Origin of the sequence: Petroclostridium sp. X23, assembly GCF_030013905.1 — a bacterium.
In the GTDB taxonomy this organism is placed as follows: domain Bacteria; phylum Bacillota; class Clostridia; order SK-Y3; family SK-Y3; genus X23.
In genome coordinates, this window is the sequence record NZ_CP124862.1 from 1,140,280 (window position 1) to 1,164,770 (window position 24,491).

Here is a 24,491-nt window from a genome sequence, read left to right on the forward strand (position 1 = left end):
TTATTTCATGTAAAGTTTCTAAAACTTTTTCGGTATATATTCAATCTATTAATATTATATACTATACCATTATTTATTATGATTGACAATACCGTAGTATTTTACCTGTATATAAACGAACTATTATCATCTGAAAAGGAACGCCACAGGGGGCGTTCCCTACGAATAATGCATAATAATATTTCAAATTCTAAAAAGACCAAGCGGCTTTGTAGGGAACGGCCCCCGTGCCGTTCCGCAAAGCTCAAATATGTTAAACCTCTGTCCTCACGCAGATAATGCAATCATACACATACTATTTATTTTCAGACTCCTCCGATGAAGCTGTCACATCTTTGTAATCATCCAAGCCGTTCAAAAAAGTTTCTCCTTTAGAGGATGCCATTGTATATACCCCTTGGGAATCTTTCATTTTTACATAGTAACCGGTTTTTGAAGGAAGCTTATCTCCAATCAATAAGGTTGCGTCCGATTGGTCGGCTGAGCGGATGGTCACAGCAGCGCCGGGTGTTTTAAGTCCGAACTTATCTAAATCCTGCGCGTTTTCTTCTACCACTTGTTCAGCCTCAATGAATGTCACATCCCAAACCATGCTTTCGATTTTCACCTGGTCAAGCTTTACGTCACTTGCTCCTTCAATAACCCAGTCGTCACCTTGTTTTTTAAAGATCAAATCTCCTGTGGCATTATTTATATTGATTTCGCTGATTTTATCTTTATTCATCTCGAATAGGGTTATCGTTTTATTTTCGCCGCTCTGATCTTTGGATTTGTTCTGACTTATAAAATAGTAAGCCCCACCAAGAAGTACCAACACCACTACGAGTATGATAGTATTCTTATAAAGCTTCATAGATGTCTCCTCCTCATCCAGACAACGCCCCCAAATATAAATACCACAAGCGGAATAACCACTACCACCAATGCTACATAAAGAAGAATCTGAATTTGTGACGTAAACGCTATACTTTCACCTTCCAGGCTCTTTGGCCTGATAGTAATGCTTTCTTTTTTATCCTGCGCCCAATTTACACTGTTCATAAAGAAATCTACATTTGCGATACCGGCGGAAGACATATATTGATCTGCCAAAAACTGTGCATTCCCCATAACAAGAATTTTTGTAGCTTTTGCCTCTTCCCCGGCATTTTCTCTCTCGATGGCTACAGCAATATCAAGAGGTCCTTGCATATCTTCCGGCCCTTTTTTCGCCTCTTTAAAATTGGTTTCACCCCAAGACTTGTCGGTGGTCTTTAATAAGGAATTTACCGTTATTCCATCTTTTTCTTCAAATAGGATGTCCAAACTTCTTGCAACCGGTACAAGCATGAGCAGGTTATTGCTTTTCAACGTTCCTGTAATCTCATGGCTCTGTATATTTGGGATCAGCATCGTCTGACTCATTGAATAGTTGTTTTTACTTTCTTCAATGATAACGTCTCTATTTAAACCGACTCCCCATTCCTTTAAGTAAGCTTCAAGTGTTGGCAGCTCATTCGATGAAATATCGAAAAGAAACGCAGCCCTTCCGCCTTTATTAAAGAATTGGTCCATTTTCTCTATTTCTGAAGCCGCAAAATCCCTTTGTGGAGATGCTACGATAATCAATTCCGCGTCTTCCGGGATCTCTTCCGAATAGAGGTTGATATTCTTGAATTGAAAATTCTCTCTTTCAAGGACTTGCTTTGCAGCCGCAAACTCCTGCTCACTGTGACCTTGGGTAAAATAAACCACAGGCATCTTTTCAGCCGTTACAAATACGATCGCGTTTGTAAATCTCTGCTCTGCTTTTATGGAGTCAAAAGTTTGTGTTTCATAATTGTAATCCAGCATGTCCATGTAGTTGACAATCTTAAAACGCTTATTGCCTTCACCGGCAAAAATAACAGCACCTTGCTGAATTCCTGTATTTTCATCAGCAAATTGATTTACAAAGGTAGGGTTCTTGACCGGATCCACAAACTCTAATTTAATCTTATCCGAGCTCCTGGCATAGCGTTCCAATATTTCCTTCATAAACGGATCTTCCTGACCTTGCGGATAAAGGGCATATATATTGATAGTCTGGTCAAGGTTTTCTAAGATTTCTATTGTTTGCGGCGCAAAAGAAAACAGCCTGTTCTTTGTTAAATCTTTTTTAAGCGGATATTGTCCTACGATTAAATTAATCACAATCAGTATTGCTATAAAAGCAGCGGTCATGACTGCTGAATTTATTCCGTATTTCATTTTTTTTCCTGAAAATATTTTCGTGATATTTTTCATTTTTTTCCCCCTCTTAACTCCAACGTCTTTTTTCTAATACTCTTATGGTTAAGAATACAAAAGCTGCTGAAAAACTAATGTAGTATATGATAGGGCTTAAACTTAAAACGCCTATGACAAAATCCTGAAACCGTCTGAGAATGGATAGCCATTCAAGTGCCTTTACAGCATATGGATTCTGTATAAAAGGTACGACCCAGTCCATTAACCATAGAAGGAGAAGCGTACCAAAACTTGCTACGGCGGCAGTAATCTGATTTTCTGTGAGTGCCGAAATAAACAATCCAACGGCAATGAATGAAGTACCCATTAGGAAGAACCCAAGGTAGCCCGCCAATATCTCACCTAAGGCCGGCTTGCTAAAAAAGTAAAGTATCACTGGGTAGGCTCCTGTAATTAATAATGTAACAAAAAAAACCGAAACCGCTGCCAGATATTTGCCTAATACGATTCCTGTAACGCTTACAGGAGATGTAAATAACAATTGATCTGTCTTTGTCTTTTTTTCTTCCGAAATCAATCTCATAGTTAAAACAGGTACTAAAAACAAGAACACTATACTAAGGTTGCCAAACATCTGCTTCATATCCGCAGTCATAGTAAAAAGATTCGTTGCTGCAAAAAAGAATCCTGATAAAAGAAGAAAAAAACCTATAAATATATAACCTATCGGTGAAAAGAAGTATGCCTTCAATTCTCTTTTCAATATCGCAACCATATCATCATTCCTCCTCTGTAGTAGTAAGCTGCAGGAAGATATCTTCCAAGCTTAAATCTAAAGATTTTAACATTAGGATAGGATACTGGTTTTTACTCAATGTAAAGAATAACGGTTTCCTAATATCCATATTCGGTTCTGCCTCTACGATATAATCAAAGGTATCCGGCTCTTTTTGTCCTTGGATCTCCACATATTTGATACCTTCCAGTTCCTTAATACACTCTAAAACCTTTGTGTCATCTCCGGCAATCCTAACCATCAACTTGCTTTCATTGGTTAGTACTTTGGATAGATTGTCCGGTGTGTCGATAGCGGCAATTTTTCCTTTATTGATAATAATCACCCGTTCGCAAATGGCACTCACTTCAGGCAAAATATGCGAGCTTAAGATGATGGTATGTTCTTTTCTTAAATCGGTAATAACATTGCGGATCTCAATAATTTGTTTGGGATCCAGTCCCACAGTAGGCTCGTCCAGGATAAGTACTTCCGGATTCCCCAGCAGTGCCTGCGCCAATCCCACTCTTTGTTTATATCCTTTTGAAAGATTTTTGATCAAACGATTTTGTACATCGCCTATCTTTACAAGATCCATTATTTCATCAATATGGGATTTGCGGTTCTGCTTCACTTTTTTCAAATCATATACAAAAGCCAGATATTCCGATACCGTCATATCAAAATAAAGAGGCGGCTGCTCCGGAAGATAACCGATTCTTCTCTTTGCTTCATCCGGCTGTTCAAGAATATCATATCCCGCAACCGTAACGGTTCCTTCTGTAGAAGGTATATATCCTGTAATAATATTCATGGTAGTGGATTTACCCGCACCGTTAGGACCAAGAAAACCGAGGACTTCGCCCTTTTCAACAGTAAAATTGATATTGTCTACCGCAGTATGATTTCCATACTTTTTCGTCAGACCTTTTATCTCTATCATAGTTTCCCTCCTGCTTTTCTTATTTCTGTACACGCACAATCTATCATAACATATGATTTTAAATAAAGTGTAAACAAATTATGAATTTTAAAATATAAATATATACACTGAATAGTCAGGGGCAACACATGGGTATAACTCTGAAATCCGGTAAAAATATACCGAACTGCAAACCGATCTCCCAAGTCTTGCCCCTTTTACTCAAACAACATATTCCTTACTGAACAGCTACCGCACCTGCACTTATGTTATTAAAAAAACATTTTATGCTGCTGTTAACTGATCAATATATTATTCAGCCTTACGATTTCCTGGCTGATCTTATTTTTATCGTTAATGCCTTTAAAGATATCACAATCTACGGCTTTGCCTGCTATAACCCCTACCATCCGGTTAGTTTTACCTTCCATTAGAAGCTCTACAGCCCGCACCGCCATCTGGCTTGCAATCAATCTGTCAAATGCCGTAGGCGCGCCGCCTCTCTGTAAATGACCCAAAACGCATGTTCTTGAATCAATGTTAAGGATCGTGTCTACTTGTTTTTTTAATTCATTGACACCTGTCGCGCCTTCTGCAGCAATAACTACACTATACAGCTTTCCATTCTCAAATTTTGTTTTAAGATGTGTACACATTTCATTAACATCATAAGGAATTTCCGGAACAAGGCAGTAATCCGCTCCACCGGCAATTGCGGAAGTCACAGCGATATATCCGCAGCCCCTCCCCATTACTTCTATCAAAAATACCCTAGGCATATCTACGATTAATGAACGAGCTGTATCATGAATCTTGGAGACCGTATCGGTAACAATATTTACCGCCGTATCGGCGCCAATGGAATATTCTGTTCCCGCTATATCATTATCGATAGTTCCCGGTATGCCAATAACGGGCAGCCCAAACTTGGATACATCACAAGCGCCTCTGAAAGAACCATCTCCTCCAATAACAACCAGCCCTTCAATCCCATGCTTTTGTGCTTGTTCCACCGCCAGTTTGAGACCTTCTTCAGTTTTAAATTTAGCACTCCGTGCGCTTTTCAGTATGGTTCCGCTTAGTTCTATGATATCATCCACATAATTTGCGGTTAATACCTCCATTTTTCCTTCCATAAGTCCTTTATAACCTTCATATACCCCAAGCGTCTCAATATTATTAGCTTTAGCGGCTTTTACGATTGCCCTTATACATGCATTCATACCGGGAGCGTCTCCGCCACTGGTAAGAACTCCTATTCTTTTCATTGCTTTCACCCCACTAAAATATTCTAATCTCCCACTACATCAATATCTATATATAAGCTCATACATCCAATTTAATATGAAGCTCTTTTAATTGTTTTGCATCTACTCTGGCAGGCGCATTGTTCATTAGCTCAGAAGCATTTTGAACTTTCGGGAACGCGATTACATCTCTAATACTATCCTTTCCGGCAAGAAGCATTACCAATCTGTCCAATCCATAAGCGATCCCGCCATGCGGGGGCGTTCCGTATTTAAACGCTTCCATTAGAAAACCGAATCTGTCCCATGCTTCTTCTTTACTGAATCCGATGGTTTCAAACATTTTCTGCTGAAGATCAGTATTATAAATTCTGATACTTCCCCCTCCGATTTCCACGCCGTTTAATACGATATCGTAAGCCTTGGCTCTTACCTTCGCCGGGTCACTATCCAACAGTGCAATATCTTCATCCATTGGAGACGTAAAAGGATGATGCTTCGCAACATATCGTTTAGCCTCCTCATCATACTCAAGCAATGGGAACTCTGTCACCCAGAGGAAGTTATACTCATCTTTCTTAATTAAATTCAATCTTTTCGCAAGCTCTATTCTCAAATGTCCAAGGGCGTCATACACGATTTCATTTTTATCCGCTACCATCATAATAATGTCACCCGGTTGGGCCTGTGTTCTATCTAATAGGGCTTGAATCTGTTCTTGTGTAAAGAACTTTGTAATAGGTGACTTCAGTTCATTTTCAGTCACTACGATCCAAGCCAGCCCTTTAGCTTTATATATCTTCACAAAGTCTACCAGTCCATCTAGATCCCTTCTGCTGAATTGATCCATACAGTTTTTAGCATTAATTGCCCTTACGCTTCCACCTTTTGCAACAACATCCGCAAACACTTTAAAATCGGTATTCGCGACCAAATCGGATAAATCAATCAATTCAAACCCAAAGCGCATATCCGGTTTGTCTGAACCAAAACGATCCATCGCCTGCTGATATGGGAGCCTTAAAAACGGTGTTTCCAACTCAATACCAAGGGTTTCTTTAAATACTTTCGCAACCAATTTTTCATTGATGCTTAACACATCATCTACATTTACAAAAGACATTTCCACGTCGATTTGTGTAAATTCCGGCTGTCTGTCTGCCCTTAAGTCTTCGTCCCTAAAGCATTTTACAATCTGGAAATACCTGTCCATACCTGATAACATCAGCAGTTGCTTATATAGCTGCGGAGATTGCGGCAAAGCGTAGAACTCTCCCGGATGCACACGGCTTGGTACGAGATAGTCTCTCGCTCCTTCCGGTGTACTCTTTGTAAGCATAGGTGTTTCTATCTCCAGAAAACCGTTTTCATCAAAATAATCCCTGGCAATCTTAGCAACTTTATGCCTCAGAATCAGATTATTCTGCATGTCCGGACGTCTGAGGTCAAGATATCTGTATTTTAGTCTTACTTGCTCGTTTGCTTCGGAATCTTCTTCAATATAAAACGGAGGTGTTTCTGCCTTATTAAGAATTCTTAACTCAGTAACCTTTACTTCGATTTCACCGGTTTTCAGCTTAGGATTTACCGACTCATCATCTCTTTTTACTACATCTCCGACAACCGCAAGGACATACTCATTTCTTATATTCTCCGCTTTTTCAAATACTTCCTTATTGATGGAAACATCAAAAACGATTTGAACAATGCCTGTCCTATCCCTTAAATCTACAAAGATGACTCCGCCCAAATCTCTTCTTCTTTGGGTCCAACCCATCAATACGACCTTCTCACCCACATTTGCAATATCTAACTGCGCACACATATGCGTGCGCTTTAACCCCTGTAATGTTTCTACCATGTATTTTTACCTCCATTTATCAATCATTTCAGTGAGGAGTGGATAGTGGGGAGTTTTTCACCCTATCCTCACTGTTCACTCCTCACTCGTAATAACATGCCTTATGAAATTTTAACGTATCTCATTGAAAGTAATCATTAAATAATTACTGTATATCCTTTATAGCTTCAGCTATATCATCAAGGCTCACTTCTACCGTTTCGCCCGTCTGCATGTTCTTTAAGTTCGCTTTCCCTTGATTAATTTCATCTTCACCTAATACCATAGTGTATGCAGCGCCTAACTTATCCGCATATTTCATTTGCGCTTTGAGGCTTCTTCCCATATGATCTTTTTCTGCACTGATGTTCTGCTGTCTTAAATCATACACCAGCGACTGCGCTTTAAATTCCGCTTTTTCACCGATATTGGCAATAAATAAATTGATAGGCTCCGGTTGAGGGATAATGATCCCTTGACTTTCCAAGGTTAACAGCAAACGTTCCAGACCCAAGCCAAAACCTATGCCCGGGGTTGGCTGTCCTCCTAGCTCTTGTATGAGACCATCATATCTTCCGCCGCCGCATACAGTTCCTTGCGCTCCTATATTCCTTGATACAAATTCAAAAACCGTCCGTGTATAATAATCAAGTCCTCGAACAATATAAGGATCGATATTATACTGTATTCCCATTTCGTCGAGATGTTTTTTCAAACTCTCAAAATGCACTCTGCAGTCTTCACACAAGTGATCCAGCAAGATAGGCGCATTCTCTCCTATCTTTTTGCAGTGACTATTTTTACAGTCAAGAATCCTTAGCGGATTTCTGTCGTATCTTCCGGCACATGTCTCACACAGCTCATTCAATTGCGGCTGAAAGAACTCCCTAAGTTTCGCATTATATTCTTTTCTGCATTCCGGGCATCCAATACTATTGATATTAAGTTCCAACCCTTTTATACCCAATTTGCTTAACAAAGTTCCGGCCAAGGAAATGACCTCTGCATCTACAGACGGTTTTTCCGACCCGAATACTTCCGTACCGAACTGATGAAACTCTCTCAATCTTCCCGCTTGGGGCTTCTCATACCTATAGCAGGAAATCATATAATACATTTTGGTGGGCTGCGGAGCTGCATAAAGACTGTTTTCCAAAAAAGCTCTGCCAGCTGATGCCGTGCCTTCCGGTCTCAAAGAAACACTTCGTCCGCCTTTGTCTTCAAAAGTATACATCTCTTTTTGAACAACATCAGTGGTATCTCCCACACCTCTTTCAAATAACTCGGTGTGTTCAAATACAGGCGTCCTTATTTCTTTATAACCGTAGTTTTCACATATTTCTCTTATAGTGTTTTCTATGTACTGCCATTTATATGACTCTTCCGGTACTATGTCCTTAGTTCCTTTAGGCGCTCTTGTGAGCATTCCATCCACTCCTTGTATTTCTTATACTCCTCAAAGAGCAAAGACATTGATAATAATAAATAAAACCTTTCGTCCAAAATAGGGACGAAAGGTATATATTCGCGGTACCACCCTTGTTGAATGCATTTACCAATCTACGAATGCATCCCACTTCCGTCCGTTAACGCCGGTAAACGGATTAACCTACTGGCAAAACGCGTTGGGCTAATCAACTCCTGAGTGTTATTCGGCTGCTTATACATAAACGCACTTCCAGTCAAGGTGCGCTCTCCCTAAATGACAGTCCAGCTTACTTCTCTCATTCATCGTCTTTCAATTGTTTAGATATATTTTAACTGTTCTACTGAAAAGTGTCAAGTATGTCCTAAAAAATATAACGAGGCGAAAAGATGAGTTCCCGACCCACCTCTATATAGGGTACCGATTAAATTAAACAGGCTGTGAGCATATCTCCCGCCTCGTTCAAACGGTGTGTAGTAATTGCTTACGCAATTATTTCCGTTGTTATAACATATGCCTGCAAAAGTTACTTTAATGATCATCCTGCCCATCATGACCTTTTGGAATGATATTTTTAAATATCACCGCTATGCCCGCTAGAATTAAGAGTACGGGCCACAAGCTTCTAATCATTCGTAAAGAATACCTCCACATTTGTTCATCGATAATTCCCCGAATTGTTAAGAAAGCCAATGCACCTATAAAAAATAGGATGAGTGAGGGAATCAGTGGTCTGAACCCATAGGTCTTGAATTCAAAAATAAATATTAACAGAAACGCAGCTGAAAGTGTCATGAATATCAACGGCCAAGCTTCCGAAGCATTTACACTCTTCAATTCTATTATAAAGTTGTATATTCCTACTGCCGGAAGAATCAAGCCGGGAAAAACAAAACCCGTCTTCTTTTTGACAAAATAAACTGTTAAAAATGCCAGCCCCAATGCTGTCAATACCAGTGACCCAAATAGATGTTCATCAATAATACGCGTATTATTAAGAAATATGATACTTCCCAAATAAGATAATATCAGGCCTGCTATAAGGAATCCGGTTTTCTTTTTTCTAAAGTAAGCAACAATAAATGCTATGCCTACGCCAAGCATAAACCAATCGCCAATATCGATATGATAGTTGTTTAATAAAAATAAAACTCCCAGACCTATTAGAATAATACCTGGTACAATGCTTCTCTGCCTATTATGTTCCATATTCTGCTTCACCCCGTTGGATTTTATCGTATATATTATTATATACTGTTTTATCTTCCAAAAAGTCTGATTGGTGTTAGGTTTTTTTAGAGGACATAAAAAAGCGCTTATCGTTCGAAAATCTGACAGGGGGACAGGGCCGCAGTCCGGCCAAAAACCAGGCCTGACAGCAGACCAGTCCCCCTGTCCGATTTTCTCTTCGTGCTAAATCGGACTTTTCACCATTCATTATTTATTGTACATTGTCCATTGTACATTGTCCATTGTACATTCTTCACTATTTACTCCCACTTATTCACTGTGAACCGTGAACTGTGAACTAACTTCATCTTGTAATCAACCCATCATCGGTTCTGTTCTCCAACCGGAATTCAGCTTTCCTTACTTTCCCATCTCTAATAAATGTAACTGTACACTCACTGCCGGGGCCGCATTTGAACATTTCCTCTCTGAGCTGCATCATGGTATTCACTTCTACGTCACCCATATGTGTGATAATATCACCTGATCTTACCCCTGATTTGTAAACAGGACTATCCGGATCAACCTTAGCCACATAAACACCTTTTGATAAATCCATATCCTGTGTTACGTATTGCGCTACCACTTTATCATAGGCAAACAGTCCCATATACGGCGTCGCGTATTTTCCATTATCTATAAAACCGGTAATAACCGGTTTTGTAATGTTAATAGGAATAGCGAATCCCATTCCTTCGGCACTAGTTACTTTAATGGTATTTATGCCAATCACTTCACCTTTTGAATTTATGAGGGGACCGCCGCTATTCCCCGGATTGATGGATGCATCGGTTTGTATCAATCCTTCCATATAGTTTTCTCTTCCATCAGTACTTATGCTGATGGTTCTGTTAACTGCACTGACAATTCCTGCTGTTACAGTTCTTTGAAATTGTAATCCCAACGGATTACCAATGGCAACCGCTGTTTCACCTACTCGCAGCCGGTCCGCATCTCCCAGTGCAGCAGCCTTCAGTCCTTTCGCATTGATTTTAATGACTGCCAAGTCTAAAGTTGGGTCGGACCACTGGCTTGTAGCATTAATAGTTTTTCCGTTGGCAAGTGTAACGATGATCTTATTAGGATCACTGCCTACAACATGATGGTTTGTCAATATATACCCATTTTCCGAAACAATGACACCTGAACCCACACTCCATGCCTCTTGTTGATTGGATTCGAACAAGTTGTCCGGATTGACCACCGAGGTTGATATTCCCACAACAGAAGGCATCACCTTACTGGCAACTTCCGTAACATCAAGCTCCCCATTTTGTGTTAAATCCATTGTGTTATCTCTCACTGGCTGAGTCTCCGTCATGTTTTTAAAATCCATTTGCTGTGCATCAGCTGTGCCGTTATTCATATTTTCCGGTTGTATGCTGTTTCTTTCAATGTACGAAGGAATAAAAAGCATTAACAACACTCCTGTTATCACTGAAGATGTTAATGCGATTAACACTTTTCTCCATATGCTTTCACTGTTATTTCTTCCATTCATATATTACCGCCCTCTTTTTTGGTATTTATATTATCTTTTTTAGTGTTTCTCCGTCTGTTTTTCCTATACCTTAACTATAAAAAAACTATACTGACTTTTTTCAGTATAGTTTCTGTTTAACTTGTTTATTTAACTTCTTCATAAGCATCAAAATGATCATGAAAACTATTGTAGACCTTTATAATCTCCTTCTCACACTCTAGAAATGCATCTACCACATCAGGATCGAAGCTCTTTCCTTTTTCCTCATAAATAATCTGCATGGACTGCTTTATACTAAAAGGGTCCTTATAGGGCCTTTTGGATGTCAAAGCATCAAACACATCGGCTACCGCAGCAATCCTGGCTGCCAATGGAATGTCTTCTCCGCTTAAACCATACGGATAACCTTCACCATTATATTTTTCATGATGGTACAAGATGATATCCAGTCCTACAGCGTAAAAATTATTATCCTTTAAGGATTCCTGTGCTTTCTTTAAAACTTCTCCCCCTATCAATGTATGGGTTTTCATAATTTCAAATTCTTCTTCTGTTAATTTGCCTGGCTTGAGTAAGATATTGTCCTGTATTCCAACCTTACCGATATCATGTAATGAGCTAAAATTATATATCTCTCTCACAAAGTTTTCAGTAATTACATCTGCATACTTCGGATTCTTCGATAATCTTCGGGCAATTAACACTGAATAATTTCTCACTCTGTCAATATGTTTTCCGGTATCATTATCCCTTGATTCCGCCAGCTTCACAATCGCTGTAATAGCTGCCAGTACAAGATCTCCAACCAATATACTTTTTTCAAAGCCTACAGAAAGATGGCTGGCGATATGTTTAAGGAAAGTAATATGTGAATCGTTATAGGCATTCTTTTTGCTACTTGAAAAGAACAATACGCCAACCACCTTATCATTCATCTTTAGTGGCAGCGTTAAGCTGGCTCGCATCCCTTCCGTTACAATAAGGCGTGTAGATTCCGAATGAGGATGCTCCTTCAGATACCCTTCCAAATCATTAATAATCCTTGGATTTCCGGATTCAATAACCTTTCCCAAGCTTGTATGTACCAAAGGAAGAGAATAACCATTTGATAAGTGTATTCTTTTCTCACGGCTTCTCGCTATTTCAGCACGGATTCTTCCTTCTTTCTCATCTACTATTGCCATTCCTATGCGGTCATAAGGAATGAATACATTAAATGTATCAAACACGTACTGAAATGTATTTTCAAAACGCTCCCCACTATTGATCTTTTCAATAAGCTGATGCATTGACAGCATGTTTTTCGCCAGCAGGTTAAAACTCCGCTCCATCACTCCGATTTCATTATCACCGGTAATGGGGAGGATTTGCGTAAAATCTCCTTCAGCCATTTTTTCCATGGCTTTAGATACCCTGTTTATGGGTATAATAATGGTATGAATTAAAAAATAAAGCAAGATTGAAATTATTGTTATACAAATTAAAGATGTACCTATTAAGATAAATTTTAATAGATGTACATCTCCTTCCGAACCGATATATATGCCAAGAATTATAATTGTAAATATGCATACAAATGCGATGGTCATAAGTATAAAAGCCTTAACTTTTAACGACTTAACCGCACGTGATGTGTTATTTGTTATCATTTTTCCCCTCACAAATATTCTTTTATAGATTATTTCATCTAAGCTTTGGAAGTCTCCTAACGTATCTATTACCACGTATTTTATATCTTAATCATTTACTTTTTCATACATCTTGTATTATAATAACACAGTGTATTTCTACCTGTCTACTTCATAAGTTTTTTTTAATTGGAGGATATATGATGAACAAACAAATAAAAGCAGACTTAATACTTTTAATGATTGCGATTACATGGGGATCGACATTTGTGCTGATGAAAAATGCATTAAGTGATATTCCCACACTCAAATTTATAGCTTTAAGGTTTTCTGTAGCATTTATCAGTCTTGTGTTAATCTTTAATAAAACATTATTAAAGATTAACATACGTTCTTTGGTGCTCAGCCTTATTTTAGGAATTTTATTATGTGGGGGACTAACGCTTCAGGTGGCAGGATTAAATTATACTACTGCATCTAAATCCGCTTTCATTACCGGATTGTCAGTTATTCTCGTACCTGTCTTTTCAGCAATCATATTAAAAAAAATACCAAAAGCCGCTTCAATGCTGGGTGTGGGATTAGCCTTGACAGGGTTGGTTATGCTTACTTCAGATACTACCCTCTCATTTAACTTTGGGGATTTTCTTACACTCCTTGCAGCTTTATGTTTTGCTTTTCAGATTATTCTTATAGATAAATTTACAAATATGGAGGATTCCATTATCTTGGGAATCTTTCAAGTCGGATTTGCCGCATTGTTTAGTGTTCTAGTCTTATTCGTTTATAAAACATCACCCGTCGCATATACGGGAAATGTGATCATCGCGATATTAGTTACAGCAATCCCTGCTACCGCGCTTGCCCTTGTAGCACAAACCTGTGTGCAAAAATATACATCTCCCACCCGTACAGCGCTAATATTCGCTGCCGAGCCGGTTTTTGGAGCGGTATTCGCATATTTGATTCCAAATGAGATGGGCATAAGAGAGATACTTCCTATCCAAGGTGTTTTGGGATGTATTTTAATTTTATTGGGCATGTTGATTTCTGAGTTGAATATCCGGAAAATGATCATTACGTTTAAAAAAGCAGTTTTAGAAAAATGAGTATGATTAACTGGTTACATGGCGAAACATCGCAGACAACGTTCCTTTGCATTGTTGGTTAATTATATATGGGTTAAAACAGTGTCTTTTAACTACTGTATACAAGGAGCGACCATTGGTCGTCCGCGAATATCACAGACATCCATGCGGACGGCCAATGGTCGCCCCTACAATCATACTACCCACATAAGATGTGAAGGTGATGTGGTGATGTTGACACCTTCATCCTACTAATCTTACTCACCATGAATTCAAAATCCAATATATAACAATGCCATTTATCACTAGGATAAGCGGTATTCCTACGGTAAATGTCAAATGCTTGGTCTTATGTTTAAACAAACGCATTCCTGCAAGAATTCCAACAGCCCCACCCAACAAAGCCGTAACAAACAGCGTTTTTTCTTTTATTCTCCAGCATTTTTTTCTCGCTTTCCGTTTATCAGCCCACATAAGGTATACTGCAACACAGTTAATGATGATATAGTATGTAACAAGAACATTATTCCACATAATTCCTCAATGTTCCTAAACCTTCAATAACAACTTCTACACAATCCCCCTGCTTCATCGGTCCTATCCCTGACGGTGTACCGGTAGTAATAACATCTCCGGGAAGCAAGGTCATCACTTGTGATATAAAACTGACAAGCTCCTCAATCTTCCAAATAAAATTAGAAGTATTCGAATGTTGTTTTTGTTCTCCATTTAGAAGCAGCTTTATATCAACACCATTAGCGTCTATCTCATCCGATATGTATGGTCCAATAGGTGCAAAGGTATCAAAAGATTTCCCGCGCGTCCACTGTCCGTCGCTTTTCTGTAGATCCCGTGCGGTAACATCATTTAAGCAAGTATATCCGAGTATGTATTCACCTGCTTGATCAGCAGTAATATTCTTTGCTGTTTTCTTAATTACTGCTGCAATCTCAGCTTCATAATCCACCCTTTTTGACATTTGAGGAATAACGATCTTTTCCTCCGGACCAATAACACAAGTAGATGCCTTCAAAAATATCTTGGGAACGTCGGGTAATGCTTCACCCATCTCTTTGGCATGATCTCTATAGTTAAGACCTACCGCCACAACCTTGGAAGGACTACATGGCGCAAGCAGCGTTACTTGTTCCAGATCATATTGAACATCTGTTTTCGCATACTTTCCGAACAAGTCCCCCTCTAATTTCATAACTTTATCGTTTTCCACTATTCCATAAAAAATCTGATTATCCTTTTGAAATCTTACATACTTCACTTAAAACCCTCCTCATTGATAATAATATTTCGACAGTCTATATCGGTATAAAGGAACATGCGAAAAAGTGCTTAATTGGTCAGTCGCAAAGCGTGCTAAAATAGACTTTACCAGTAATCTCGTACCTGTCCCCATGTCCGCTTCCCTTTATGTACTTAGGAACAGCACAATAATAACTTCCGATTTTTCAATGAGGGATTTATTATTTCACTGTTCCTAAGTTTAACTTTATCACATTCTCCAATAGCAATTAAGAGTTTGCATTCAATCACTATTCATTGTACATTGTACATTGTCCACTGTACATTATTCGTTATTCACTATTCACTATTAACTATTCCCTGTTTCTTTCAACTAGTGAATCAATAACCTCCCACAACTCTTCTTTCCCTTGTCCTGTTTGGGCAGAAAAAGCAACAATAGTATCTTGCTCGGTTAGCTGTAGTTCTTTTTTTATATTTTCCAAGTTTTCCTGCTTTTCTTTATTAGATAGCTTATCCCATTTTGTAGCTGCGATCACCGCATTGTAGCCAAACTCTTTTATCCAGTTAAGCATTATTTTATCATCTTCAGTAGGAGCATGTCTACTGTCTACCAATAGAATAACCTGTACTAACTCGTTACGTGTACTCAGATATTCTTCTATCATCTTCGCCCACTTTTGTTTTTCTACCTTTGACACTTTAGCGTATCCGTATCCCGGCAAATCAACAAAATAAATCTTATCTTCAACATTATAGAAATTGATTGTACTTGTTTTCCCCGGTTTCGAACTTATTCTTGCAAGACTTTTTCTATTTACAAGCTTATTGATCAGTGAAGATTTGCCGACATTAGATCTTCCCACAAAAGCGATCTCAGATTTGCCGTCTCCGGGGTATTGGGCTGGGCTCACTGCGGAAATTGTTATGCTTACATTATTTACATTCAAAGTATATTTGCCTCCTAAATAATAGATTGTATAGTTAATGCTTATTATATTATAACTGATAGATATATTCAACAATTAGCAATAAAGCAGCAAAGCTGCTGCGGCTTTACTGCTCTATTGTAGGCAAATTGCTATCCACTTCCGGTGTGACGTGCTCAATAGAAGGCTTCTTAAGTTCATCATCATTTTGGCTTTCAAGCTCGTACAACCCTTTTTTCTGTTTTTTTCCGTTCAATGCCGTCTTAAGCACCACATCCATATGATCTGCCGGTACAAATTTAATTTTTTTCTTTACGTTTTCCGGAATATCATCCAAGTCTTTTTTGTTATCAACCGGAATGATAATTGTAAAGATACCTGACCGGTAAGCTGCAAGTGCTTTTTCCTTTAAGCCGCCGATAGGCAATACCCTTCCTCTTAAAGTAATTTCGCCGGTCATAGCTACATCTTTTCTTACCGGATACCCCGAAAGTGCTGAAACTAAAGCCGTAGCCATGGTAATTCCTGCAGATGGCCCATCTTTTGGTGTCGCTCCTTCCGGAACGTGAATGTGTATATCAAGCTTTTTATGGAAGTCCTTGTTTATGCTCAGTTCTTCAGCCCTAGACCGAATATAGCTGATGGCTGCCCGTGCAGACTCTTTCATTACATCCCCAAGATAGCCGGTTAGCTCAAGTTTTCCGCTTCCATCCATTACATTTACTTCTATGGATAATGTATCCCCACCAACAGGAGTCCATGCAAGGCCGGTGGCTATTCCCACTTCATCCTTCTCTTTCATCATATCATATCTATATTTTTTCGTTCCCAGATATTTATCAAGATTTTTACTGTTAATGGTAATGGATTTCTGATCATTCGTAATCAAAACCCTAGCTGCTTTTCTACATACATTGGCAATTTCTCTTTCAAGATTTCTCACGCCTGCTTCTCTGGTATAATAGTTAATAATATCTCGAATCGTTTTTTCATCAATCTTTAAATTAGTCTTTTTTAGCCCATGGTTCTCCATTTGTTTTGGTAATAGGTATTTTACTGCGATATTCACTTTTTCTTCTTCAGTATATCCTGAAATATGCAAAACTTCCATTCTATCCAACAATGGCCTAGGAATGGTGTCCAAACTATTAGCAGTAGTCAGGAATAAAATCTCCGATAGATTAAATGGCACTTCCAAATAATGGTCTCTAAACGCATAGTTTTGTTCTGCGTCCAATACCTCCAGCATTGCTGAAGCAGGGTCTCCTCTGAAATCACTGCTCATTTTATCTATCTCATCAAGAAGTACCAACGCATTTTTAGATCCTGCTTGTTTTAGTGCATTGATGATTCTACCGGGCATTGACCCGACATATGTTCGTCTATGTCCTCTGATTTCCGCTTCGTCTCTCACCCCGCCAAGTGACATACGTACATATTTCCTATTCAGTGCTTTAGCAATAGATTTAGCGATAGATGTTTTTCCTACTCCCGGAGGTCCCACTAAACATAAAATAGGTCCTTTAATACCTTTTGCCAGATACCTTACTGCAAGATATTCCAGAATTCTATCTTTAACTTTTTCCAACCCATAATGATCAGATTCCAATATTTCTTCTGCCTGCTTTATGTCAAACTGCTCTTCAGTGGTAGTATTCCATGGAAGGTCAAGTACCCAGTCCAGATAATTTCGAACCACCGAACCTTCTGCCGAGCCTGAGTGCATTTTTAAAAGCCTGTCCACTTCTTTAAGAGCTTTCTTTTCTACTTCCTCCGGCAGTTTTGCTTGAGCAATTTTCTCTTTGTATTCCTCAACCTCTGCCATTATACCGTCTTTATCTCCCAGCTCATTTTGAATGGCCTTTAGTTGCTCTCTAAGATAATACTCCCTTTGGTTCTTATCTATTTGTTTCTTTACCTTAACACTAATGTTCTTCTCTACTTCTAATATTTGAACTTCCTTACTAAGTATGACAATCAATTGCTCCAATCTTTCTCTTGGATTCAACTCAGTTAGTATCTGCTGCTTATCTTCTTGCTTTAACACGATGTTGGCTGCAATTACATCCGCGAGCTGCCCCGGGTCTTCAATTGTCATTACAGATACCATCGTATCAGGAGATATTTTATTGCTTAACTGAAAATATTCCTCTAATACACTATGGATCTTGCGCTTAATTGCTTCCATTTCCACTTTTTCTATTTGAGGCTCTATGACGATTCTTTCTACTACTTCACTCATAACAAACGGCTCTGACTGCATTATTTCTGTAATTTCCGCCCTGCTTAGTCCTTCAACCAGTACTCTGATGGTATCACCGGGAAGCTTTAATAACTGCTTAATCTTTGAAATGGTCCCTATCTTAAAAACATCATCTTCCTGGGGATCATCCGTCTGAATATCCTTTTGTGTTACTAAAAATATGAGCTGGTTATTAATCATTGCTTCTTCCAAAGCTTTAATAGATTTAGCTCTGCCAACATCAAAGTGCAGTATCATATACGGAAATACCGTTAGACCTCTAAGCGGGAGCAATGGCAATACTTGCTTTTTGATGATTTTTTTACCTTCTGCCATTATATCAACTCCTTAATTATCTGCATTATTATCAAAAATTCAGTTTCCATTCATTATAACGTTACATCATTATTTTTTCAATATTTTTATTTAGTATTACATATAAATTAAACCAAGTATAATACTGATCCGCTCAGAAAACAGCATAGCTGACGATTAGTGACTACTGAAAAATTGCTTTATTGTTCAGTCGCAAAGCGTGGGGACGGACCTACAGCTTCCCTAAAAAGCAAGCGCAGCAGTAGGTCCGTCCCCACGCTTCACTCCTTCTTCGTGCTAAATGGGACTTTTTCAGTAGTCTCGCACGGTTCACCAGCACATATAAAAACTGTGAACTGTGAACCGTAAACTGTGAACTATTATAAACTTGATGCCGTCAATACATTCACTGCTTCTGATTGATTAGGTATTATGACTCCTTTTTCTTGCCTCAATCCAAACACAATCTCTATTACTTCATGTATATCTTCTACCGGTATTATGTTAATATCCATTGTTTCAAAAAGCTCTTGCCAATTTTCCTTAGGAATTAATACTTTTTTAACGCCTGCCTGACGCGCTGCTTCCACTTTAGCAACCACACCTCCTACAGGTTTTACTTTCCCTCGTATAGAAATCTCTCCGGTCATAGCTAATGTGCCTTCCAATGGAAGATTCTTCATTGCAGAATATACGGCAGTCATGATGGCAATACCGGCTGAAGGTCCGTCAATAGGTATTCCACCGGGAAAGTTAAGGTGAATGTTATAGTCTGCCGGGTCTTCTCCAAAATATTTTTTTATGACAGTAAGCATATTTTGCACCGATGCTCTTGCGGTGCTGTTTCTTCTTAGCTTTTGCCCTCTTCCATCCATCTCTTCTTCTTCAATGATGCCTGTTACCGTAAGCGTTCCTTTACCTTTTTCACTCGGAACTGCCGATACTTCAATATCCATGACCATCCCCTGACTTCTGCCATAGACTGCTAGTCCGTTAATGCATCCTATTTGGCTTTCGTCATTTACTTTTTTCTCAATTCTTGGGCTGTATTGGCCAAATTCAATAACCCATTCGATATCTTTTGTAGTAATTTTATTTTTACCTTCAACTAATGCAACGCCTCCGGCAACCTGTATAATATTTACTGCATCACGTCCATTGGTTGCGTATTTTGCTACCAAGTACTCTACCCCCGGCTCTATGGACATATTCGCTTTTTGAGCCGCATTCCTCGTAATCTTTGCAATCTCTTCGATTGTTAAAGTTCTGAAAAAGATTTCAACACACCTTGATCTTAAAGCTGGGGGTAAATCTTCGGGTGTTCTGGTAGTGGCACCAACCAGTCTAAAATCAGCCGGCAAACCTTTCTGAAATATTTCATGTATGTGTGATGGAATATTATGATCTTCAGAACTATAATAAGCACTTTCCAATAAGACTTTCCTGTCTTCCAGTACCTTTAACAGCTTATTCATTTGAACAGGATGCAGCTCACCAATCTCATCGATAAATAATATTCCTCCATGGGCCTTAGTAACCGCTCCCGCCTTTGGCTGAGGAACCCCTGCCTGTCCATACGCACCTGCGCCTTGATATATAGGGTCATGCACCGATCCTATCAATGGGTCTGCAATGGATCGTTCGTCAAATCTTAATGTAGTAGCATCCATTTCAATGAATTTTGAATCCCGTATAAAAGGCGAAATATCCATCTTTTTTGCTTCTTCCAGAATAACTCTTGCGGCAGCTGTTTTTCCTATCCCGGGCGGTCCATATATAATAACATGCTGTGGATTTGGTCCGCATAAAGCTGCTTTTAATGCCTTTAGCCCTTGCTCCTGGCCTACGATTTCATTGAACGTCGAAGGTCTCGTTTTCTCGGATAAAGGTTCTGTCAGTTTTATCTCGCGCATTTTACGCAGCTTTTCCAACTCTTTTTTTGATTCTTTTTCTACGGCATTTTTATTTCCTTGCTGTGATTTTAATAAATTCAGAAAGTAAATTCCTATAACAATAGAAAAGAAAAATTGTATTAGTAAAATGGTGCTGTTAAACAAATCGACTCCTCCTTATTCTTCCCTTTAAAGGATGGCATTTTTATCTATTTCTTTTACTTATTATTTGTTTCAGCACTATTTTTATCCTGTAAACATAAACCAATTCGGATTTGGTTCACGGTTCATGGTTAACAGTTCACAGAAATCTAAACTTATTCAAAATTTAGCTCTTATTAGCTTTGATACCTTGGCACTTCCTTTATAAAGAGCTATATACAAAGCTTCCAATTTTCAAAACTCTGAAACTCTTTTATTATCCTCTTTAATAGGCTGATAAATATCCAATTCACAATAATTCTCATTTGATAAGCTTGTATCCACATATTCAAATCTAAAATGGTCGGCGGATGTAAATCCGGAATTAATGATCCATCTACGATACAGATGAACCAACAGCCGTCCTACTTGCCTTCCTTTGATCTCATCCGGATGAAAAAATCCGATAAAACGAAATACAACATATTTATGTGCAGGTATGGTAATCCCTGTCATGCCTTTAGGTAGCTTTGTTAAATCAGCCACCTGTAACGAAGGCATGTAATATATATATCCTTCATCATAACCTTTCCAGTTTGTATACCCTATATATACTTCAGGATCTAATGGATTTGTAATGGTGAATTTATTATGGTAGAAAAATTCACGTCCGAGAATATTTGCTATATTGTCTCCTGACTTGCTTAATATTTTATGCTTTACTCCTACGATATCGAATTTTTGTTTAAAAACGTAAAATGGCCTATATGTTACCGAATTATTGATAGTAATAATATCATTCACATTTATTTTTTCTTTAATTTCTATGGAAATCTGATCACGTCTCACTTTTAACGGTGTATATCCGAATTTTTTCCTAAAAGCCCTGATATATGACTGTTCATGGTCAAATCCGTACTCTAATGCAATATCGATGACTCGCATATTTGTACTTATAAGCTCATTAATGCTTGAAGTTAACTTGCGCGACTGTACATAGTCCATGATGGATTCACCTGTTAAAGACTTAAACATTCTATGCAAATAGTATTTTGAAACTCCTGCGTGTACGGATATCTCATCTAAAGACATCTTATCATTTATATTACTCTCTATATAATTTAAGCAAAACTCTAAAGTTCTTTTTGTATTTATCATATTTATAACCCTTCTATATAAAAGCAATATCTGTTCATTTTATTATAATTATAGGTGATATTCTAAAATATGTAAACACAATTAACTTATACTATATCAACAGGAGGTTTTCTACATGAAGAAACGTGTTGTGATTACAGGATTAGGGACTGTATCCTCTTTGGGCTTAGGAGCAGATAAGTTTTGGCAATCTATAAAAAATGGGAAATGCGGCATAAATCTAATTGAAAGAGTTGATGTATCCGACTTGCCTACAAAAGTGGGAGCAGAAATAAAAGCTTTTGATCCAGCAGACTTTATAGAGAAGAAAGAAATCAAAAGAATGGATAGGTACGCTCAGTATGCTGTAGCCGCGTCCGAAATGGCCATTCAGTCTTCCGGATTAAACATTGATAATGTTAATAGTGAGAGAATGGGGGTTATTATCGGTTCAGCCGTAGGTGGTATTGAAACATTGGAAAATCAATACAATGTTCTGATTGAAAAGGGTTCCAATAGAATTAGTGCACTTTTTGTACCCATGATGATCGCCAACATGGCCTCCAGCATTGTTGCTATAAGATATGGCGCTAAAGGATATAATGAATGTATTGTAACCGCTTGTGCGTCATCCGCAAATTCTATTGGAGAAGCTTTTAGAGTTATTCAAAGAAATGACGCAGATATAATGATTACAGGCGGCGCAGAAGCGACCATAACAAAATTGACTCTTGCAGGATTTTGTGCAAGTAGAACAATGTCTAAAAGTGAGAATCCTATAGATGCCAGTAAGCCATTTGACCTCAACAGAGATGGTTTTGTAATAGGGGAAGGAGCGGGTGTTCTAATACTAGAGGAATTTGAACACGCTTTACATCGAGGAGCTGATATCGTCGCAGAAGTAGTGGGCTATGGTTGCACAAATGATGCTTACCATATCACTGCGCCTGCTGAAGGCGGAGAAGGTGGTGCCCGATGTATGAAACTCGCTATTGAAGATGCCGACATAAGCCCTTATGATATTGGGTATATTAACGCCCATGGAACTTCCACACAACTAAATGATAAATGCGAGACTGCCGCTATAAAAACTGTGTTTAAAGAATACGCGCATAAATTGCCGATCAGCTCTACTAAATCAATGACCGGCCACTTATTAGGGGCAGCGGGAGCAATAGAAACTATTATCACCTCATTAGCTCTAAAAGAAAGCTTTTTACCTCCTACAATAAATTATAAAACACCAGACCCGGATTGCAATCTTTATTATATACCAAATAATGGAATATCCTCACACGTTAGTTATGCGCTAACAAATTCATTTGGTTTTGGTGGACATAATGCGACACTGGTTTTAAAAGCTTATAATAAATAACCATAAAAAAGCCAGCGCATATGCACTGGCTTTTTTTATGATACTGATTCTCTTTTCACTCTTGATTTTCTAGTGGAAGTTTTTTTCAACTGCTTTTTATTCTCGTTGATTACAACTTCCGGCGGCTTTTTACCTGTAACACTTTCTGCATGAATTATACACTTTTCAATATTCTTTTCGGATGGAATATCAAACATCACTTCAAGCATAATGTCTTCAATAATCGCCCTTAATCCACGTGCTCCTGTATTTCTTTCAATTGCTTTGGCGGCAATCGCCTCTAATGCTTCTTGATCAAATTCAAGCAATGTATCATCCATCTCAAATAACTTTTGATACTGTTTAACAAGCGCGTTTTTCGGCTCTGTAAGTATCTGAACCAGCGCTTTCTTATCCAGCGAATTTAAAGTTACAATGACAGGAAGCCTTCCCACAAATTCCGGGATCAGCCCAAATCTTAACAAGTCTTGCGGTAGAATATGCTGAAGTATCTCTCCCACATCTTTCTGAGCTTGACTTTCTATTTGAGCGCCAAATCCCATGGATTTCTTCCCGATTCTATTTTGGATAATTTTATCAATCCCGTCAAAAGCACCACCACAAATAAATAATATATTTGTAGTATCAATTTGAATAAACTCCTGATGGGGATGCTTTCTTCCACCTTGCGGAGGCACGGAAGCAACTGTTCCTTCCAAGATTTTTAGCAGCGCCTGTTGAACACCTTCTCCGCTAACATCTCTGGTTATAGAAGGATTCTCCGACTTTCTCGCTATTTTATCAATTTCATCAATATATATGATACCCTTTTCCGCCTGCTCAATATCATAATCGGCAGCTTGAATAAGTTTAAGTAAAATGTTTTCTACATCTTCCCCCACATATCCGGCTTCTGTTAATGATGTAGCATCCGCAATAGCAAAAGGCACATTTAAGATCTTTGCTAAAGTTTGAGCGAGAAGCGTCTTACCTGAACCTGTAGGACCCAGCATAACGATATTGCTTTTCTGAAGTTCTACATCTGCGGATTTAACATCCGTATTAATCCTTTTATAATGATTGTATACGGCAACAGCGAGGTTCTTCTTTGCCGGTTCCTGTCCAATGACATATTGATCAAGAATCTCTTTAATCTCCCTCGGCTTGGGAATATCACTTAACTCAACATCTACTTTTGCTTCTTCAAACTCTTCCTCAATGATCTCTGAACATAATTCAATACATTCATCACAAATATACACACCGGGACCCGCGACTAATCTTTTGACCTGGTCCTGAGTTTTGCCGCAAAAAGAGCATTTTAGCTGCTTCTTCTCGTCATATCTTGACATGTTTACACCTCTAATCTCAGGCAGC

General features: G+C 38.5%; 19 protein-coding genes and 1 other annotated feature. Of the genes, 2 read left to right on the forward strand and 17 right to left on the reverse strand.

Annotated features, from left to right (window positions below; genetic code table 11):
* Nucleotides 1-295: 295 nt before the first annotated feature.
* The 10 genes from QKW49_RS05760 to QKW49_RS05805 all read right to left on the reverse strand — a co-directional run bounded on the left by QKW49_RS05760 (nt 296) and on the right by QKW49_RS05805 (nt 12,780).
* Complete coding sequence (locus QKW49_RS05760) at nt 296-853, reverse strand: DUF4340 domain-containing protein (protein ID WP_282866596.1); 558 nt, start codon at nt 851-853, stop codon at nt 296-298.
* Complete coding sequence (locus QKW49_RS05765; protein WP_282866597.1) at nt 850-2,265, reverse strand: GldG family protein; 1,416 nt, start codon at nt 2,263-2,265, stop codon at nt 850-852. The genes QKW49_RS05760 and QKW49_RS05765 overlap by 4 nt, the downstream gene beginning before the upstream one ends.
* A 13-nt stretch (nt 2,266-2,278) precedes the next feature.
* Entirely contained in the window at nt 2,279-2,983 is a 705-nt protein-coding gene (locus QKW49_RS05770; RefSeq protein ID WP_282866598.1) for an ABC transporter permease, read from the reverse strand.
* Nucleotides 2,984-2,987: 4 nt separating this feature from the next.
* Nucleotides 2,988-3,926, reverse strand: coding sequence for an ATP-binding cassette domain-containing protein (locus QKW49_RS05775; protein WP_282866599.1), 939 nt, complete (start codon nt 3,924-3,926; stop codon nt 2,988-2,990).
* Between the two features lie 275 nt (nt 3,927-4,201).
* The gene (locus QKW49_RS05780) at nt 4,202-5,173 is read right to left on the reverse strand and encodes an ATP-dependent 6-phosphofructokinase (RefSeq protein WP_282866600.1); all 972 of its coding nucleotides are present in this window, start codon (nt 5,171-5,173) and stop codon (nt 4,202-4,204) included.
* A 58-nt stretch (nt 5,174-5,231) separates the two neighbouring features.
* Nucleotides 5,232-7,013, reverse strand: a complete 1,782-nt coding sequence (gene aspS, locus QKW49_RS05785; RefSeq protein ID WP_282866601.1) for an aspartate--tRNA ligase — start codon at nt 7,011-7,013, stop codon at nt 5,232-5,234.
* Between the two features lie 145 nt (nt 7,014-7,158).
* Nucleotides 7,159-8,418 (reverse strand): histidine--tRNA ligase, encoded by a 1,260-nt coding sequence (gene hisS / locus QKW49_RS05790; protein WP_282866602.1) that lies wholly within the window; start codon nt 8,416-8,418, stop codon nt 7,159-7,161.
* Nucleotides 8,419-8,495: 77 nt separating this feature from the next.
* Nucleotides 8,496-8,733, reverse strand: a binding site (T-box leader).
* Between the two features lie 216 nt (nt 8,734-8,949).
* Nucleotides 8,950-9,627: a DUF5668 domain-containing protein gene (locus QKW49_RS05795; RefSeq protein WP_282866603.1), complete on the reverse strand. Its 678-nt coding sequence runs from the start codon at nt 9,625-9,627 to the stop codon at nt 8,950-8,952.
* A gap of 325 nt (nt 9,628-9,952) precedes the next feature.
* Nucleotides 9,953-11,149, reverse strand: coding sequence for a trypsin-like peptidase domain-containing protein (locus QKW49_RS05800; RefSeq protein WP_282866604.1), 1,197 nt, complete (start codon nt 11,147-11,149; stop codon nt 9,953-9,955).
* 125 nt (nt 11,150-11,274) lie between these two features.
* On the reverse strand, nt 11,275-12,780 hold the full coding sequence (locus QKW49_RS05805) for an HD domain-containing phosphohydrolase (protein WP_282866605.1): 1,506 nt from the start codon (nt 12,778-12,780) through the stop codon (nt 11,275-11,277).
* A gap of 179 nt (nt 12,781-12,959) precedes the next feature.
* Here QKW49_RS05805 and QKW49_RS05810 point away from each other — a divergent pair, with 179 nt between their 5' ends.
* Entirely contained in the window at nt 12,960-13,868 is a 909-nt protein-coding gene (locus QKW49_RS05810; protein WP_282866606.1) for a DMT family transporter, read from the forward strand.
* A gap of 240 nt (nt 13,869-14,108) precedes the next feature.
* Here the strand turns inward: QKW49_RS05810 and QKW49_RS05815 are convergent, their stop codons facing one another.
* From QKW49_RS05815 to QKW49_RS05840, 6 genes are all read right to left on the reverse strand, one after another.
* Nucleotides 14,109-14,381 carry a DUF1294 domain-containing protein gene (locus QKW49_RS05815; protein ID WP_282866607.1) on the reverse strand — a complete coding sequence of 91 codons (273 nt, stop codon included), beginning with the start codon at nt 14,379-14,381 and terminating at the stop codon, nt 14,109-14,111.
* Nucleotides 14,371-15,123 (reverse strand): fumarylacetoacetate hydrolase family protein, encoded by a 753-nt coding sequence (locus tag QKW49_RS05820; RefSeq protein WP_282866608.1) that lies wholly within the window; start codon nt 15,121-15,123, stop codon nt 14,371-14,373. Before QKW49_RS05820 ends, QKW49_RS05815 begins: the two co-directional genes overlap by 11 nt.
* A gap of 334 nt (nt 15,124-15,457) precedes the next feature.
* Nucleotides 15,458-16,054, reverse strand: coding sequence for a ribosome biogenesis GTP-binding protein YihA/YsxC (yihA, locus tag QKW49_RS05825; protein WP_282866609.1), 597 nt, complete (start codon nt 16,052-16,054; stop codon nt 15,458-15,460).
* A gap of 106 nt (nt 16,055-16,160) precedes the next feature.
* Nucleotides 16,161-18,611 carry an endopeptidase La gene (gene lon, locus QKW49_RS05830; RefSeq protein WP_282866610.1) on the reverse strand — a complete coding sequence of 817 codons (2,451 nt, stop codon included), beginning with the start codon at nt 18,609-18,611 and terminating at the stop codon, nt 16,161-16,163.
* A gap of 359 nt (nt 18,612-18,970) precedes the next feature.
* The gene (gene lonB, locus QKW49_RS05835) at nt 18,971-20,647 is read right to left on the reverse strand and encodes an ATP-dependent protease LonB (protein ID WP_282866611.1); all 1,677 of its coding nucleotides are present in this window, start codon (nt 20,645-20,647) and stop codon (nt 18,971-18,973) included.
* Nucleotides 20,648-20,878: 231 nt separating this feature from the next.
* Nucleotides 20,879-21,781: a helix-turn-helix domain-containing protein gene (locus tag QKW49_RS05840; protein WP_282866612.1), complete on the reverse strand. Its 903-nt coding sequence runs from the start codon at nt 21,779-21,781 to the stop codon at nt 20,879-20,881.
* 115 nt (nt 21,782-21,896) lie between these two features.
* Here QKW49_RS05840 and fabF point away from each other — a divergent pair, with 115 nt between their 5' ends.
* Nucleotides 21,897-23,135: a beta-ketoacyl-ACP synthase II gene (gene fabF / locus QKW49_RS05845; protein ID WP_282866613.1), complete on the forward strand. Its 1,239-nt coding sequence runs from the start codon at nt 21,897-21,899 to the stop codon at nt 23,133-23,135.
* Nucleotides 23,136-23,170: 35 nt separating this feature from the next.
* Here the strand turns inward: fabF and clpX are convergent, their stop codons facing one another.
* Nucleotides 23,171-24,466: an ATP-dependent Clp protease ATP-binding subunit ClpX gene (gene clpX, locus QKW49_RS05850; protein ID WP_282866614.1), complete on the reverse strand. Its 1,296-nt coding sequence runs from the start codon at nt 24,464-24,466 to the stop codon at nt 23,171-23,173.
* Nucleotides 24,467-24,491: the final 25 nt, after the last annotated feature.